Annotated in this window: 19 protein-coding genes; 13 read left to right on the top strand and 6 right to left on the bottom strand. The window is 59.9% G+C overall.

All coding sequences use genetic code 11. From position 1 onward, the window contains the following. On the top strand, positions 1-1,383 hold the full coding sequence (cysS, locus tag AC09SL_RS17090) for a cysteine--tRNA ligase (protein ID WP_058546834.1): 1,383 nt from the start codon (positions 1-3) through the stop codon (positions 1,381-1,383). 200 nt (positions 1,384-1,583) lie between these two features. Further along, the gene (locus AC09SL_RS17095; protein WP_058546833.1) at positions 1,584-2,039 is read left to right on the top strand and encodes a DUF2214 family protein; all 456 of its coding nucleotides are present in this window, start codon (positions 1,584-1,586) and stop codon (positions 2,037-2,039) included. A gap of 192 nt (positions 2,040-2,231) precedes the next feature. On the opposite strand, the gene csrA is transcribed toward AC09SL_RS17095, so the two are convergent. After that, positions 2,232-2,426, bottom strand: coding sequence for a carbon storage regulator CsrA (csrA, locus tag AC09SL_RS17100; protein WP_003179932.1), 195 nt, complete (start codon positions 2,424-2,426; stop codon positions 2,232-2,234). Positions 2,427-2,674: 248 nt separating this feature from the next. Between csrA and AC09SL_RS17105 the strand changes: the two genes are divergently transcribed. Further along, positions 2,675-3,040: an SPOR domain-containing protein gene (locus AC09SL_RS17105; RefSeq protein WP_058546832.1), complete on the top strand. Its 366-nt coding sequence runs from the start codon at positions 2,675-2,677 to the stop codon at positions 3,038-3,040. Between the two features lie 156 nt (positions 3,041-3,196). On the opposite strand, the gene AC09SL_RS17110 is transcribed toward AC09SL_RS17105, so the two are convergent. Together AC09SL_RS17110 and AC09SL_RS17115 are read right to left on the bottom strand one after the other, a co-directional pair. Further along, a complete protein-coding gene (locus AC09SL_RS17110; protein WP_058546831.1) occupies positions 3,197-3,886 on the bottom strand; it encodes an endonuclease in 690 nt (229 codons plus the stop codon). A gap of 5 nt (positions 3,887-3,891) precedes the next feature. Beyond that, positions 3,892-4,191 (bottom strand): DUF1654 domain-containing protein, encoded by a 300-nt coding sequence (locus AC09SL_RS17115; RefSeq protein ID WP_058546830.1) that lies wholly within the window; start codon positions 4,189-4,191, stop codon positions 3,892-3,894. Between the two features lie 197 nt (positions 4,192-4,388). On the opposite strand from AC09SL_RS17115, the gene AC09SL_RS17120 reads away from it, so the two are divergent. The 8 genes from AC09SL_RS17120 to AC09SL_RS17155 all read left to right on the top strand — a co-directional run bounded on the left by AC09SL_RS17120 (position 4,389) and on the right by AC09SL_RS17155 (position 11,931). Beyond that, entirely contained in the window at positions 4,389-4,835 is a 447-nt protein-coding gene (locus tag AC09SL_RS17120; RefSeq protein ID WP_058546829.1) for a hypothetical protein, read from the top strand. Between the two features lie 133 nt (positions 4,836-4,968). Further along, complete coding sequence (locus AC09SL_RS17125; protein WP_058546828.1) at positions 4,969-5,925, top strand: sugar ABC transporter substrate-binding protein; 957 nt, start codon at positions 4,969-4,971, stop codon at positions 5,923-5,925. Between the two features lie 57 nt (positions 5,926-5,982). Next, positions 5,983-7,536, top strand: a complete 1,554-nt coding sequence (locus AC09SL_RS17130) for a sugar ABC transporter ATP-binding protein (protein ID WP_058546827.1) — start codon at positions 5,983-5,985, stop codon at positions 7,534-7,536. Next, positions 7,533-8,510, top strand: coding sequence for an ABC transporter permease (locus AC09SL_RS17135; protein ID WP_058546826.1), 978 nt, complete (start codon positions 7,533-7,535; stop codon positions 8,508-8,510). The genes AC09SL_RS17130 and AC09SL_RS17135 overlap by 4 nt, the downstream gene beginning before the upstream one ends. Positions 8,511-8,513: 3 nt before the next feature. Next, positions 8,514-9,533, top strand: a complete 1,020-nt coding sequence (locus AC09SL_RS17140; RefSeq protein WP_058546825.1) for a LacI family DNA-binding transcriptional regulator — start codon at positions 8,514-8,516, stop codon at positions 9,531-9,533. Between the two features lie 23 nt (positions 9,534-9,556). Further along, positions 9,557-10,471: a ribokinase gene (rbsK, locus tag AC09SL_RS17145; RefSeq protein ID WP_058546824.1), complete on the top strand. Its 915-nt coding sequence runs from the start codon at positions 9,557-9,559 to the stop codon at positions 10,469-10,471. Further along, positions 10,468-10,872, top strand: a complete 405-nt coding sequence (gene rbsD, locus AC09SL_RS17150) for a D-ribose pyranase (RefSeq protein ID WP_058546823.1) — start codon at positions 10,468-10,470, stop codon at positions 10,870-10,872. Before rbsK ends, rbsD begins: the two co-directional genes overlap by 4 nt. A gap of 30 nt (positions 10,873-10,902) precedes the next feature. Further along, on the top strand, positions 10,903-11,931 hold the full coding sequence (locus AC09SL_RS17155; RefSeq protein ID WP_058546822.1) for a nucleoside hydrolase: 1,029 nt from the start codon (positions 10,903-10,905) through the stop codon (positions 11,929-11,931). A gap of 44 nt (positions 11,932-11,975) precedes the next feature. Here the strand turns inward: AC09SL_RS17155 and AC09SL_RS17160 are convergent, their stop codons facing one another. Then, a complete protein-coding gene (locus AC09SL_RS17160) occupies positions 11,976-12,173 on the bottom strand; it encodes a hypothetical protein (RefSeq protein WP_064107005.1) in 198 nt (65 codons plus the stop codon). A gap of 127 nt (positions 12,174-12,300) precedes the next feature. Here AC09SL_RS17160 and AC09SL_RS17165 point away from each other — a divergent pair, with 127 nt between their 5' ends. After that, positions 12,301-12,606, top strand: coding sequence for a hypothetical protein (locus tag AC09SL_RS17165; protein WP_058546389.1), 306 nt, complete (start codon positions 12,301-12,303; stop codon positions 12,604-12,606). Between the two features lie 162 nt (positions 12,607-12,768). Continuing rightward, positions 12,769-13,083, top strand: coding sequence for an I78 family peptidase inhibitor (locus AC09SL_RS17170; protein WP_058546390.1), 315 nt, complete (start codon positions 12,769-12,771; stop codon positions 13,081-13,083). Positions 13,084-13,151: 68 nt separating this feature from the next. Here AC09SL_RS17170 and AC09SL_RS17175 read toward each other — a convergent pair whose 3' ends face one another. Both AC09SL_RS17175 and AC09SL_RS17180 read right to left on the bottom strand, forming a co-directional pair. Continuing rightward, positions 13,152-13,364 (bottom strand): cold-shock protein, encoded by a 213-nt coding sequence (locus AC09SL_RS17175; protein ID WP_047229330.1) that lies wholly within the window; start codon positions 13,362-13,364, stop codon positions 13,152-13,154. Positions 13,365-13,653: 289 nt separating this feature from the next. Beyond that, positions 13,654-13,956 (bottom strand): hypothetical protein, encoded by a 303-nt coding sequence (locus AC09SL_RS17180; protein ID WP_058546391.1) that lies wholly within the window; start codon positions 13,954-13,956, stop codon positions 13,654-13,656. Between the last annotated feature and the right edge of the window lie 272 nt (positions 13,957-14,228).

A 14,228-nucleotide genomic window follows, 5' to 3' on the forward strand; every position in this document is an offset into this window, starting at 1 on the left:
GTGCTTACGATCTACAACACGCTCACCAAGAGCAAAGAAGTCTTCAAGCCGCTGGATGGCAACAAGGTCCGCATGTACGTCTGCGGCATGACCGTATACGACTACTGCCACATTGGGCATGGTCGCAGCATGGTCGCTTTCGACCTGGTGACTCGCTGGCTGCGATTCAGCGGTTATGACCTGACCTACGTGCGCAACATCACCGACATCGAAGACAAGATCATCAACCGTGCCCGCGAAAACGGCGAGCCTTACGATGCGCTGACCGAGCGCATGATCAAGGCCATGCACGAGGACGAGGCGCGTCTCAATATCCTCAAGCCGGACCTGGAACCCCGTGCCACGGACCACATCCCGGGCATGCTGGCGATGATCCAGACCTTGATCGACAAGGGCTACGCCTACGCCCCGGGCAATGGCGACGTGTACTACCGCGTCGCCAAGTTCCTGGGCTACGGCAAGCTGTCGCGCAAGAAGATCGAAGACCTGCGCATCGGCGCGCGTATCGAAGTCGACGAGTCGAAAGAAGACCCGCTGGACTTCGTGCTATGGAAGGGCGCCAAGCCGGGTGAGCCGAGCTGGGCATCGCCATGGGGCGCCGGACGTCCGGGCTGGCACATCGAGTGCTCGGTGATGTCCACCTGCTGCCTCGGCGAGACTTTCGACATTCATGGCGGCGGCAGCGACCTGGAATTTCCGCACCACGAAAACGAAATCGCCCAGAGCGAAGCGGCCAGCGGCAAGACCTACGCCAACACGTGGATGCATTGCGGCATGATCCGGATCAATGGCGAGAAGATGTCCAAGTCCTTGAACAACTTCTTCACCATCCGCGACGTGCTCGACAAGTACCACCCGGAAGTCGTGCGTTACCTGCTGGTGTCGAGCCACTACCGCAGCGCCATCAACTACTCGGAAGACAACCTCAAGGACGCCAAGGGTGCCCTGGAGCGTTTCTATCACGCGTTGAAGGGCCTGCCGAGCGTGCCGCCTGCCGGTGGCGAAGCGTTCGTGGCACGTTTCACCGAAGTGATGAACGACGACTTCGGCACGCCGGAAGCGTGCGCGGTGCTGTTCGAGATGGTGCGTGAGATCAACCGCCTGCGTGAGAGCGATCTCAATGCCGCAGCCGGCCTGGCGGCCCGCCTGAAAGAACTGGCCAGCGTGCTGGGTGTGTTGCAGCTTGAAGCCGATGACTTCCTGCAGGCCGGTGCGGAAGGTCGCGTGGACGCCGCCGAGGTCGAGGCGTTGATCCAGGCGCGCCTGGCTGCGCGCGCCAACAAGGATTGGGCCGAATCCGACCGGATCCGCGATCAGCTCACCGCCATGGGCGTGGTGCTGGAAGATGGGAAGGGCGGCACGACCTGGCGTCTGGCGGACTAAGATCTTCTAAAGCTCGCCGTACCCCAGTGGGAGCGAGCTTGCTCGCGATAGCGTCGGATCAGTCGACAATGATGTTGATTGAAAGATTGCCATCGCGAGCAAGCTCGCTCACACATTTTTTTGCATGCCAACCCTGGCAATCATTGTTTTATGAGCTAGTACTGTCAGGTCGATTCGACGTTCTCTGACAGGACTCTTCCATGTTGGCTCATTGGTCTCTGGCGGCAATTCATCTGTTGGCGTTCGCCCTCGGATTCTGGGCGGTGCTGACGCGCGGCACGGCGCTACGACGCCTGGCGGGTGGTGCGGACTCGGTTCGCAGTGTCTTGATCGCTGACAACGTGTGGGGCCTGTCGGCGCTGGTGCTGTTGGTGACCGGTGGGATGCGTGCGTTTGGCGGGTACGAAAAAGGCACGGACTATTACCTGCACCAACCGCTGTTTCACTTGAAGATGACCTTGCTCCTGCTGATCCTGTTGCTTGAGGTCGCGCCAATGATCGGCCTGATCAAATGGCGGATGGCGCTGGGCAAGGGGGCTGCGATCGATCCTTCGAAAGCCGGCCGGTTTGCACGGATCAGCCACATCGAAGCCTTGCTGCTGATCTTGATGATGGTCGCCGCCACGGGCATGGCGCGTGGCGTGAGCCTGGGTTGACCAGTCGCGAACGCCCGCTTCGTCATCATCAAAACGAAACGTCTGACAGCCATGCTAAGCGCTATGTCATTAGTATCGGTTCAACGGAGTGGACGAAACAAAGGTGGGGGGCAGGGCGAGGCACGGTCGACCAGAATCTTTAGCCAGCCATTGCGGCGATGCAAACGGGCTGGCTACGGACTGCAGCAAGGCTCAGGGCGTTTGCGGCTTGTCGGGGGCAGTGAGGCCCGCCTGAATACGCTGGTAAATTTCTTCGCGATGCACCGCAACGTTTTTCGGGGCGTTGATGCCGATCCGGACCTGTTGGCCGCTAACGCCCAGAATGGTGATCGTGATGTCGTCACCAATGTTTATGCTTTCACCGACTTTGCGGGTGAGTATCAGCATGGTGTTCTCCTTGATTGCTTTATAGGGCACCTGATTCAGACAGTGCAGATGTCGGTACTACTTATAGATTAGTGCTAAGTGTCACAATGTGGGTGCCTCTTTCTGACGTGCAGATGCAGCATTAATTCCCAGGGTGCGACTATACAGAGACGCCGGGCAGGATTCTCGTGTTTTGAGCACTGTTTGCGGCGATCTTGAGGGTCACGGGTGCTAAAATCCGTGCTTCATGTCTTCCGGGGGAAACGTTTGTGCGCAAATTGGCTTGGGTTATTGCGGTATTGGTGCTGGCAGGATGCGGTGAGGGGCGTGACGTCGAAGCACCGAAGCCTAAGCCCGTAGCGACCTCTGCACCGGCCGTCGCTGCCGCGCCGCAGTGGGCCGTCGAGGTTCGCGGCGAGACGCCGCAGGCAGTCAGCGACCTGACCGGTTGGCTCATCGAGCACAGCTTCATGTCGAACGTGGTGCGCGAAAACGGCAAGGAGCGCGTCCTGGTCGGCCCTTTCAGTTCCAGGGCTGAGGCCGAAACCAAGCAGGAGCAAGTGACGGCCGCCCTGGTCCGGGCGAAAAAACGCAACATCGAGACGTTGGTGGTGGATTACCCGACGGCCCAATAATCGGGCAGGACAAACAAGCCAGTTAAGCCACAAAACCTGTGGGAGCGAGCTTGCTCGCGATAGCGGTGGATCAGCCAATGTTGATGTCGGCTGACATGCCCCTATCGTGAGCGAGCTCGCTCCCACCGTTCATTTGTGCTGTTCACGAATGCCAGGTCAGCCGCAGGCCTTCAAATTCACCGGCCCCACGAACTCGTTTCCGCGGCCCATGACGCACGCCACGCTCTGGTTGCGCTGGCGTTCCCAGCTTTGTACCGGGTAGGTCTTGTCCCAGGCTTCATACAGGCGCCGGTCCTGTTTCGAGAGGCGCAGGCCATATTGCTTGCTCATGTAGAAATAGGTCCGGGCGATCATGCCCCGGATAGAAGGGCGGGGCATGACTTTCTTGGCCTTGAAGTCCACTTGGGTCAGGCATGAGCCGTATTGACCCTTTTGTTCCGGCAACCAGCCGAAACTGAAATTGCTGCGATCGCCATTCACTTCCCCAATGCTCGGCACCAGGTTATGCAGGTCGGCCTCGGCCCGTTGATAGACCGGATCATGGCGCGTGCAATTCTTGCGACCCCCTTGCTGCCAGCATTGACGCTGATGGCCAATCTGCCACGCCGGGACAATATGTTCCCACTCGATGCGAGCGGCGCGCTTGGCATTCTTGCGCGGTACATAACCGCAGGCGGCCAGGTTCACGCGATTGCCGGTGTATTTGCACCCACAGTAAAATTCGGTGGATTGTGGTGCGTAGAGTTTCCAGGCGACTTTTTTGGCTTCGTTGAAGGTGCGCGGAGCACCGGCCTGTGCGCCGATGGCGATAAACACAAGCAAAAAAGCTAAACAGCGAACACTCATCAGGCTCAATCTTCCTTCGGCACAACCCAGAAAATCTGCACGCCACCATCGTCGCGATAGGCGAGGGTCACGTTATCGTTCTCGTCGATTTCTTCCAGCAGGCGCTCCCACTCATCCACCGGCTCGTCGGGAAGGCGGAAGATCAGCGCTGCCTTGGCTTTTTGTGCGGTGGGGGCGTTGATGATTTTCGAGACCCGCAGGCCGAGTCGGGTATAGGAATCTAAGGGGGTGGTTGCAGCGGAGGGCGTAGCCACAGGATTATCCTTATTAAGCTGTACGTGTATACAGTATTTAACCGTAGGCATTTACGCAACTGCTTAAAATTAAAGAAAATCGTCTGACAGCACTTTTTTCGTTTTGGTGTAGGAGAAAGGAATTTTTTATTGGCTGGCGTAAACGGGTGGATCAACCGCTCTGGCCTGTGACGGATTTGCGCGAGCGCTAAAGAAATGGCCTCGGCGGGCGATGTCCTGCTTAGGAATCTCATCCATGGAGTTTTGTCATGTCGTTTTCTGTCGGTTTTCCCAATGCGGCGGCCGTGACCATCGGCGGTCAATCCGCAGCTACCCTGAAGGCCTTGAACGAGGCGAGTACCGAGGCCGCCGATGAGGCCTTGGAGGAGACGCAAACACCCGGCAAGGTCCGTACGGGGGCGGGCGCTGGAGCGACCGATCAGGCACAAGAGAGCGGCAGCACCCAGAGCATTGCCGTCCAGGTTTTGCTCAAGCGGATGCAAGAGCTGCAGCAACAGCTCAGGGAGCAGCAGCAACAACTGGCCGCCGCACAGGCGCGCGACTACCCAACGGCGGAAGCCAAGACCTCGGCGGTCATGGCGGTCCAGGGACAGATCGCCGACACCAGTGGCGCGTTGCTGGAGGTCACCGGCCGTTTGGTCACGGAGCTGGCAAAGGGCGCCAGTTCGGGTACGGTGGTCAATACGACGGCCTGAACTGCGACGTTGCGGATGAAACCGCAACGTTGACAAATCCCCGAAGCCTTACCATAGTTCACTTCACGCAAACGTTTGCGCGGCGTTCCGTGCATTGATTTGCTCACAATAATCATAAGATCGGAGTGAACCCATGAAGTTGCCATTCGCTGGACGCCTTCTCGCTGTTGCCATGCTCGCGGCCGCATCCGCTGCGCTGCCTATCTCCTCGGCATTCGCCCAGACCGCAGAAAAACCCAAGGTCGCCCTGGTCATGAAATCCCTGGCCAACGAGTTCTTCCTGACCATGGAAGACGGCGCCAAGGCGTATCAGAAGGAACACTCCGCCGATTTCGACCTGATCTCCAACGGGATCAAGGATGAAACCGACACCGCCAACCAGATCCGCATCGTCGAGCAGATGATCGTGTCCAAGGTCGATGCGCTGATCATCGCGCCGGCGGATTCCAAGGCCATGGTGCCGGTGATCAAGAAAGCCGTCGACGCTGGCATCACGGTCATCAACATCGATAACCAGCTCGATCCGGCCGTGGTCAAGAGCAAGAACATCAACGTGCCGTTCGTAGGCCCGGACAACCGCAAGGGTGCGCGCCTGGTAGGCGAATACCTGGCCAAGCAACTCAAGGCCGGTGACGAAGTCGGCATCATCGAAGGCGTGTCCACCACCACCAATGCCCAGGCACGCACCGCAGGCTTCAAGGATGCGATGGAAGCGGCGCAGGTCAAGGTCGTCTCCCTGCAATCGGGTGACTGGGAAATCAACAAGGGCAACCAGGTTGCCGCGTCGATGCTCAGCGAATACCCGAACATCAAGGCACTGCTGGCCGGTAACGACAGCATGGCGCTCGGCGCTGTATCGGCCGTGCGCGCGGCGGGCAAGGCGGGCAAGGTGCAGGTGGTCGGCTACGACAACATCAATGCCATCAAGCCGATGCTCAAGGATGGTCGTATCCTGGCGACTGCCGACCAGTTCGCTGCCAAGCAGGCCGTCTTCGGCATCGAGACGGCGCTGAAGATCCTCAAGGGCGAAAAAGTCGACAGCGGCACCAACGGCGTTATCGAAACTCCGGTCGAGCTGGTGACCAAGTAGTTATCCTGGCGACACAACGGTGCTCGCCCATCCGGGCGAGCGCATGGAGAGTTTTTTATGTCCGTTTGCGACCCGAACGCTGTCCTTTCTGTCAGCGGCATCGGCAAGACCTATGCCCAGCCGGTACTGAGCGGCATCGACCTGACGTTGATGCGCGGCGAGGTGCTGGCGCTGACGGGTGAAAATGGCGCCGGCAAAAGCACCTTGTCCAAGATCATCGGTGGGTTGGTGACACCGACGACCGGGCAGATGCAATTTCAAGGTCAGGATTATCGCCCTGGCAGCCGGACCCAGGCTGAAGAGCTGGGTGTGCGCATGGTGATGCAGGAACTCAACCTGCTGCCGACCCTTTCCGTGGCCGAAAACCTGTTTCTCGACAACCTGCCCAGCCACGGCGGCTGGATCAGTCGCAAGCAATTGCGCAAGGCGGCCATCGAGGCCATGGCCCAGGTGGGGCTCGATGCCATCGATCCCGACACCTTGGTCGGCGAACTGGGGATCGGTCACCAGCAAATGGTCGAGATCGCCCGCAACCTGATCGGCGATTGCCATGTGCTGATTCTCGATGAGCCGACGGCGATGCTGACGGCCCGCGAAGTCGAGATGCTCTTTGAACAGATCACCCGCTTGCAGGCTCGCGGCGTGTCGATCATCTACATTTCCCATCGCCTCGAAGAACTGGCGCGGGTCGCCCAGCGCATTGCCGTACTGCGTGATGGCAACCTGGTCTGCGTCGAGTCGATGGCCAACTACGACAGCGAGCAACTGGTGACCCTGATGGTTGGCCGGGAGCTGGGTGAGCATATCGACCTTGGCCCGCGCCAGATCGGCGCGCCGGCGCTGACCGTTAAGGGCCTGACGCGTTCCGACAAGGTCCGCGACGTGTCCTTTGAAGTGCGCAGTGGCGAGATCTTCGGTATCTCCGGCCTGATCGGGGCAGGGCGCACTGAGTTGTTGCGGCTGATCTTCGGTGCCGATACTGCCGACAGTGGCACGATAGCACTGGGTTCGCCGGCCCAGGTCGTGAGCATTCGCTCCCCGGCCGATGCGGTGGCCCATGGCATTGCGTTGATCACCGAAGACCGCAAGGGTGAAGGCCTGCTGTTGACCCAATCCATCGCCGCCAACATCGCCCTGGGCAACATGCCGGAGATTTCCAGCGCCGGCCTGGTCAATGGCAATGCCGAACTGGCTTTGGCACAGCGGCAGGTCGATGCCATGCACATCCGCAGTTCGAGCCCGACCCAGTTGGTGTCCGAGCTGTCGGGTGGCAACCAGCAGAAAGTGGTGATCGGTCGTTGGCTCGAACGCGATTGCACGGTCATGTTGTTCGACGAGCCGACCCGTGGCATCGATATCGGCGCCAAATTCGACATCTATGCGCTGCTCGGCGAGCTGACGCGCCAGGGCAAGGCGCTGGTCGTGGTGTCCAGTGACCTGCGGGAGCTGATGCTGATTTGTGACCGGATCGGCGTGCTGTCTGCCGGACGCCTGATTGACACTTTCGAGCGCGACCGCTGGACCCAGGATGACTTGCTTGCCGCCGCATTCGCCGGCTACCAGAAACGTGATGCGTTGCTCAACGAAGCAGCGCCTAGGGATTTTTCATGAAAACCGCATCTGCCGTCGGCAAATCGAGTGGCAATTTCTATGGCCTCGGGACTTACCTGGGCCTGGCCGGCGCGCTACTGGCCATGGTCGCGCTGTTCTCGGCCCTGAGCAGCCACTTCCTGTCCTATGACACGTTCAGCACCTTGGCCAACCAGATTCCGGACCTCATGGTGCTGGCGGTCGGCATGACGTTCATCCTGATCATCGGTGGCATCGACCTGTCGGTGGGGTCGGTGTTGGCGCTTGCGGCATCGACGGTCAGCGTGGCCGTGCTCGGCTGGGGTTGGAGCGTCTGGCCATCGGCCTTGCTCGGCATGGCTGTGGCGGCGTTGGCGGGTACGGTCACCGGTTCGATCACCGTGGCCTGGCGGATTCCATCGTTCATCGTCTCCCTCGGCGTGCTGGAAATGGCCCGGGGCCTGGCGTACCAGATGACCGGCTCCCGGACCGCCTACATCGGTGACTCGTTCGCCTGGCTGTCCAACCCCATCGTCTTTGGTATTTCGCCTTCGTTCATCATCGCCTTGCTGGTCATCTTCATTGCCCAGGCGGTGCTGACCCGTACGGTGTTTGGGCGCTACCTGATCGGCATCGGCACCAATGAAGAAGCCGTGCGCCTGGCCGGTATCAATCCAAAGCCCTACAAGATCCTGGTGTTCAGCTTGATGGGCTTGCTGGCCGGTGTGGCCGCGCTGTTCCAGATTTCGCGCCTGGAGGCGGCGGATCCGAACGCCGGTTCAGGGCTCGAACTGCAGGTCATCGCCGCCGTGGTCATCGGCGGCACCAGCCTGATGGGTGGGCGAGGCTCGGTCATCAGCACCTTCTTTGGCGTGCTGATCATCTCCGTGCTGGCGGCGGGCCTGGCGCAAATCGGCGCCACTGAACCGACCAAGCGCATCATTACCGGTGCGGTAATCGTGGTGGCGGTCGTGCTCGATACCTATCGTAGCCAGCGCGCCAGTCGGCGGGCTTGAACCATGGCGACGATCAAGGATGTAGCAGCGCTCGCGGGGATTTCCTATACGACCGTGTCCCACGTGGTGAACAAGACGCGGCCGGTCAGCGAAGAAGTGCGGCTCAAGGTCGAGGCGGCCATCGAGCGCCTGGACTACGTGCCCAGCGCCGTGGCCCGTTCGCTCAAGGCCAAGACCACGGCGACCATCGGCCTGCTGGTGCCCAACAGCCTCAACCCTTACTTTGCCGAATTGGCCCGGGGCATCGAGGATTACTGTGAGCGCAACGGCTATTGCGTGATCCTGTGCAACTCCGACGACAACCCGGACAAGCAACGCAGCTACCTGCGGGTGCTGCTGGAAAAGCGTATCGACGGTCTGATTTTCGCGTCCGCCGGCGGTGATGTCGGCCTGGTCGAGGGGCTGTCCAACGTGCGCACGCCCATGGTGATCGTCGACCGTGGGCTCGATGGCGTCGACGCCGACCTGGTGCGCATCGATCATGAATACGGCGCCTACCTGGCGACCCGGCACCTGCTGGAGCTGGGTCACCACGATATCGCCTTCATTGGCGGCCCGGCCGATACCAGCGTGGCGCAAATGCGCCTGGCCGGTTATTGCCGGGCGTTGAAAGAGGCAGGGATCGAGCTGCCCGTCGAGCGCATGCTCGAGAGCGATTTCACCAGCACCGGCGGCTACCGCGCCGCCGCGCAACTGCTTGAACAGATGCCGCCGAGCGCGATTTTTGCGGCCAACGACATGATCGGCATCGGTGTGCTGCGCGCCGCCGCTGAACGCAACGTGCGCGTGCCCAGCGAACTGTCGGTCATCGGTTTCGACGACATCCAGATGAGCCGTTATGTCTACCCGGCGTTGACCACGGTAGGGCAGTCGATCCTGCAACTCGGCGAGATGGCGGCCGAAGTGCTGCTGCGACGAATTACGACGCCGGGCCTTGCCACCGAACAGCGGATCGTGACGCCGAGTATTGTCTTGCGAGAGTCGACTGCGCCGCTGTCCGGTACATTCGCCCAATACCGCTGAACCGAATTGATGAGTAGTGATGTATGCCAGCAAAAGTAGTGGTAATAGGCAGCCTGAACATGGACCTGGTGACCCGGGCGCCGCGTCTGCCGCGTGGTGGTGAAACACTGATCGGCAAGTCGTTCTCCACCATCCCGGGCGGCAAGGGTGCCAACCAGGCGGTGGCCGCCGCGCGCCTGGGGGCGCGGGTGTCGATGGTCGGTTGCGTGGGCAATGATGCCTACGGCGAACAATTGCGTGGCGGGCTGTTGGCCGAGGGCATCGACTGCCAGGCGGTCAGCGTGGTGGAGGGGGCCAGCGGCGTGGCGCTGATCGTTGTCGACGACAACAGCCAGAATGCGATCGTTATCGTCGCCGGTGCCAATGGTGCGCTGACCGCCGAAGTGCTGGACAGTGTCGATGAAGTGCTGCAAAGCGCCGATGTCATCATCTGCCAGCTCGAAGTGCCGGATGCCACCGTCGGTCACGCTCTCAAGCGCGCTCGTGAGTTGGGCAAAATCGTCATCCTCAACCCGGCGCCGGCCTCCCGCACATTGCCGGCTGACTGGTACGCCTGCATCGACTACCTGATTCCCAATGAAAGCGAAGCAGCGGTCTTGAGCGAGCTGGCGGTGGATTCCCTGGAAACCGCCGAAGCCGCCGCGGCGCATCTGATCGCCGCCGGTGCTGGCAAGGTGATCGTGACCCTGGGCGCCCAGGGCTTGATGTTCGCCAACGGTGCCAGCTTCGAACACTTCCCGGCCCCGCGGGTCAAGGCAGTGGACACCACGGCAGCCGGAGACACCTTCGTCGGCGGCTTCGCGGCAGCCCTGGCCAGTGGCAAAAGCGAGGTCGACGCGATTCGTTTCGGCCAGGCCGCCGCCGCGCTGTCGGTCACCCGCGCGGGTGCGCAGCCTTCAATCCCCACGTTGCTGGAAGTACAGGCTTTTAAATCATGAAAAAGACGCCGTTGTTGAATGTGGCACTGTCACGATTGATCGCTTCCCTCGGCCATGGCGACAAGGTGGTTATCGGTGATGCCGGCCTGCCCGTGCCGCCCCAGGTCGAATTGATCGACCTGGCCCTGACCCATGGCATTCCTGACTTTGTCAGCACCTTGAAGGTCGTGCTCAGCGAAATGCAGGTGGAAAGTCATGTCCTGGCCGAGGAGATCCTCGATAAACAACCGTCGGCCCTGACGACCCTGGAGACGCTGCATGCCGAGGGTGCGCTGGGCGAACGGGAGCTGGTCAGCCATGAACAATTCAAGATCATCAGCCGACAGGCGCGGGCGATCATTCGCACAGGCGAGTGCTCTGCGTACTGCAATATCGTGCTGGTCGCTGGAGTGACGTTCTAACCCTGTTCAACCCTGCACAAGGAGTGCGCCATGCACCGCTATGCTCAGAAAATGCATCAACTGATCCGGAGTCTGCTGCTGTTGTCATTGATCACCGCTACGAGCGCCCAGGCGGCGGAAAAAATCGACCTGATCATCGACACCGATCCAGGGGCCGATGACGTCGTGGCGCTGTTGTTCGCCCTGGCGTCGCCCGAGGAGTTGCATATCCGCGCGCTGACCACCGTCGCCGGCAATGTGCGCCTGGACAAGACCTCTCGCAACGCTCGCCTGGCCCGGGAATGGGCGGGGCGCGAAGACGTGCCCGTGTATGCCGGTGCGCCGAAACCGTTGATGCGCACACCGATCTATGCGGAAAACATCCATGGCAAGGAAGGCCTGTCGGGTGTCACCGTGCACGAGCCGAAGAAGGGGTTGGCCCAAGGCAATGCCGTCAACTACCTGATCGACACCCTCAAGGCGGCCAAGCCCCACAGCATCACCATTGCCATGCTTGGCCCGCAGACCAACCTGGCCCTGGCACTGGTGCAGGAGCCCGACATCGTCCAAGGCATCAAGGAAGTGGTGATCATGGGCGGTGCGCATTTCAACGGCGGCAATATCACGCCGGTGGCTGAATTCAATCTGTTCGCCGACCCGCAGGCGGCCGAGGTTGTGGCCAAGAGCGGCGTGAAGCTGACGTACCTGCCGCTGGATGTGACCCACAAGATCCTCACCAGCGAAGCGCGCCTGAAGCAGATCGCGGCGCTGAACAACAATGCCGGCAAGCTGGTGGGCGATATCCTCAACGAATACGTCAAGGGCGACATGGAGCACTACGGCATGACGGGCGGGCCGGTGCATGACGCGACGGTGATCGCCTACCTGCTCAAGCCGCAGTTGTTCACTGGCCGTTCGGTCAATGTCGTCGTGGACAGTCGCGAAGGCCCGACGTTCGGGCAGACCATCGTCGACTGGTACGATGGCCTGAAAGCGCCGAAGAATGCGTTCTGGGTGGAAAACGGTGATGCCCAGGGCTTCTTCGACCTGCTGACCGAGCGCCTGGCGCGCCTCAAGTAAACTGCCTGGCTTTGCACCCGCAGGCCAGCCTGCGGGTGCGAGCATCAGTCCACGGCGTCGACGGTGCTCGGGTAGCGTTCGAATGCCTGCTGGATGAAATTGCGGGCGACGTCCGTCCCCAGTTCCCTCACCAGCAATTCTATGCCGATGATTGCCAACTCCTCCGGGCTGCCCGGGCTATAGGAGCTATGGCCCTCCGACCATTTGGCATTGATGGTGGCTTCGATGCTGACGGTGCTCATGATAGGGCTCGCGAGTTGGAGGACTGTAGGTGGAGTTAAGCATTTTTGCCCTCGGTTTGGCACTGCGACTTAGGCATTGGGGGAGGGCTGTGCGACACTTGTTTTTTGTTTTTAAAGGAGCCCTGCCGTGCAGATCGATTTGAACGCTCCGGATGGCCTGAGTCTCGAGGCGGTTCGTCAATTGCTGGCTTCGGCCAGTGATGACGAACATACTCAACTGCGCGTGACCAAGGGCGGTATCGCCTATTTGTCCTCGGGTGTGGTCGGCGGCACTGACATCAATGGTTTGCTGTTTCGGCTCGAGACTTGGGCGAAGGGCTCGGGCTACGTCGGGCGGGTCGCGGCCAGCGACGAGGTCTGGGTCATGCAGATCTACAAGGCGTTGAAAGACAACTGGCCAAATCCTCCCTTCGATTACATTGACGTTTATTGAACGGTGTTCATATCCAGTCACGATTCATGCCTGAACGGCGGTGGCGGCTCAGGCAAACTGCCGGTTTTCCGGATGGGCCAGGCCGATGGCCGCGGTGTTGAAACCAAGCGTCGTTTGGGTTGTCGCACGCTCTCTGTTTATTTATTGAAGAAAGGAGGCGTCATGCCTTGGAAGCTCGCGTCATTAAGTACTTTGCTGGCTGCCGTGTTCTTGAGCGGTTGCAGCAGCACCTCTGAGTCGACCCCAGATCCCGTGGCGACCGAGTCCGGCTACAGCCGCTGCGAAGCAAAGGCCGCCGAGTTCGCCATTGGCAAGAAGGCCTCGCCGCAATTGCTGGAGCAGGCCCGTACCCGTGCCGGCGCGCAGAATGCGCGGATTCTCAAGCCCAACGACATGGTGACACTTGAGTACCGCTCCGATCGCCTGAACCTCAATACCGATGCCAACCTGGTGATTAACCGGGTGAACTGCGGCTGACAGGCGGTTTTCAATCGCCCATAAAAAACCCCGTCACATGGACGGGGTTTTTTTAGTGCGCCGAGAAATTACTCTGGGCGAACCTGTGCAGCTTGCATACCCTTTTGGCCTTTCTCAGCCACGAAGGAAACGGTCTGGCCTTCTTTCAGGCTTTTGAAACCGTCGCTTTCGATAGCTTTGAAGTGTACGAACAGGTCGTCACCGCCACCTGTAGGAGTGATGAAGCCGAAGCCTTTTTCATCGTTGAACCATTTAACGGTGCCGGTTTGGCGATTAGACATGGTGTATCTCCAAGAAACATATATTTTCAGTGTACTGTGCTGCTCAGGCCAACTGGGCACACCGGGGTATCATAGTCGAAATGTTCGATTTGGGACCCCCCCAGACGCGCTGTTTGCCAATCAGTCGTGTTTTCTTTACCGCCTTTACCCGCTGAAAGGCCCGGTTTTAAAGGCTTTGAGCCGAAAGTAAAGACGATAAAAAAAGCTGTAAAACCTGAATAAATCGTTCAAAAAAGCTTGAAATGAGGGTTTTTCAACCCTGTCGGGCCCGTTCAGGAAGCCCTTGATCTCACTTTTTCGCCTTGTTCTCAGCCTTGCATTTTGCGATCTCCCCCAGTGCCTTTTGCTGCAGCTGCGGGGTGGCCTTGTTGTCCATCAAGGCCTGGAGGTCCGAGGCTGGATAGGACTTGATCGCATCGGCGCCGCAGGCGCAATGGGCTTTGGCAGCGGCCCGGCCGATCTGCGGCGTTGCTGTCTCGGTGCATTGGGCCATGTATTTTTCGCGTTCGCCTTTGGGCCAGTCGGCATGGGCGGTCAGTGGAAGCAGCAGGGCGAGGGGGGCGACTACTGCGAACAATGTGTTCAGACGCATGCGAAGGTGCTCCTTTGGGGTCGATGTCTTGATATCTGAGGCGTTACGCTCGATTCAGTTCAGCACTCTGGCATAAAAACCCTGGATTTACGCCTGCTTCAATTCCCGCACGGCGATGACCGTTCATCTGTGCTAGCATGCCGGGCTCGGGTATTTCCAGGCTGCGGATGACAACTCGTCCCGGTGGTAAATGTTCGAAATAACCCTGATTTGAATCCCAGTCACTCTGGTTCGGTTTTCCCGGTTGGCCGCAAGGCTCCTGCCGCTGTAAG

This window comes from Pseudomonas sp. PF05, from assembly GCF_056521845.1.

Coding starts and splice junctions, on each gene's coding strand:
- AC09SL_RS17120 (WP_058546829.1), top strand. CDS start 4,389: ATGTCGTTTTCTGTCGGTTTTCCCAATGCGGCGGCCGTGACCATCGGC.
- AC09SL_RS17125 (WP_058546828.1), top strand. CDS start 4,969: ATGAAGTTGCCATTCGCTGGACGCCTTCTCGCTGTTGCCATGCTCGCG.
- AC09SL_RS17130 (WP_058546827.1), top strand. CDS start 5,983: ATGTCCGTTTGCGACCCGAACGCTGTCCTTTCTGTCAGCGGCATCGGC.
- AC09SL_RS17115 (WP_058546830.1), bottom strand. CDS start 4,191: ATGCCTACGGTTAAATACTGTATACACGTACAGCTTAATAAGGATAAT.
- AC09SL_RS17110 (WP_058546831.1), bottom strand. CDS start 3,886: ATGAGTGTTCGCTGTTTAGCTTTTTTGCTTGTGTTTATCGCCATCGGC.
- AC09SL_RS17140 (WP_058546825.1), top strand. CDS start 8,514: ATGGCGACGATCAAGGATGTAGCAGCGCTCGCGGGGATTTCCTATACG.
- AC09SL_RS17180 (WP_058546391.1), bottom strand. CDS start 13,956: ATGCGTCTGAACACATTGTTCGCAGTAGTCGCCCCCCTCGCCCTGCTG.
- AC09SL_RS17160 (WP_064107005.1), bottom strand. CDS start 12,173: ATGAGCACCGTCAGCATCGAAGCCACCATCAATGCCAAATGGTCGGAG.
- AC09SL_RS17095 (WP_058546833.1), top strand. CDS start 1,584: ATGTTGGCTCATTGGTCTCTGGCGGCAATTCATCTGTTGGCGTTCGCC.
- AC09SL_RS17175 (WP_047229330.1), bottom strand. CDS start 13,364: ATGTCTAATCGCCAAACCGGCACCGTTAAATGGTTCAACGATGAAAAA.
- rbsD (WP_058546823.1), top strand. CDS start 10,468: ATGAAAAAGACGCCGTTGTTGAATGTGGCACTGTCACGATTGATCGCT.
- csrA (WP_003179932.1), bottom strand. CDS start 2,426: ATGCTGATACTCACCCGCAAAGTCGGTGAAAGCATAAACATTGGTGAC.
- AC09SL_RS17170 (WP_058546390.1), top strand. CDS start 12,769: ATGCCTTGGAAGCTCGCGTCATTAAGTACTTTGCTGGCTGCCGTGTTC.
- AC09SL_RS17155 (WP_058546822.1), top strand. CDS start 10,903: ATGCACCGCTATGCTCAGAAAATGCATCAACTGATCCGGAGTCTGCTG.
- rbsK (WP_058546824.1), top strand. CDS start 9,557: ATGCCAGCAAAAGTAGTGGTAATAGGCAGCCTGAACATGGACCTGGTG.
- AC09SL_RS17135 (WP_058546826.1), top strand. CDS start 7,533: ATGAAAACCGCATCTGCCGTCGGCAAATCGAGTGGCAATTTCTATGGC.